The sequence below is a fragment of the Paenibacillus sp. SAFN-117 genome (assembly GCF_051966115.1).
Taxonomy (GTDB): Bacteria; Bacillota; Bacilli; order Paenibacillales; family NBRC-103111; genus Paenibacillus_L; species Paenibacillus_L residui.
The window spans coordinates 1-252 of the sequence record NZ_JBQCLK010000014.1 but is presented as its reverse complement, the minus strand read 5'-3'; the positions used below and the strand labels follow the sequence as shown (position 1 = coordinate 252).

General features: G+C 46.4%; 1 protein-coding gene. It reads left to right on the top strand.

Features of this window, described 5'->3' with window-relative positions; all coding sequences use genetic code 11:
- Positions 1–182, top strand: a 182-nt coding sequence (locus ACTHRH_RS10975) for a hypothetical protein (protein ID WP_440415519.1), incomplete at its 5' end; no start/stop codon positions are given.
- Positions 183–252: the final 70 nt, after the last annotated feature.

Genomic DNA, 252 nt, shown 5'->3' with positions numbered 1-252 from the left:
GTGCAGGTAAATTTTGCGATTTCGGCGATTTCCCGTTTTTGGCGGGAAAAGACATGCACTTTTGCTCGTCTTTCTCGAGTTTTGCCGGATTTCCGCAAAAAGACATGCACTTTTGCTCGTCTTCGAGGCAACTCTGGCTTTACGCGTCCAGCGCCTGCAAAAAAAACCGTACTTTCGGCTAGGCCCCCTAATTCCGGAGTCCGCACCATAAAAAAATAACCATGTATACAATTCCTCTCTTTTTGGAGGTTT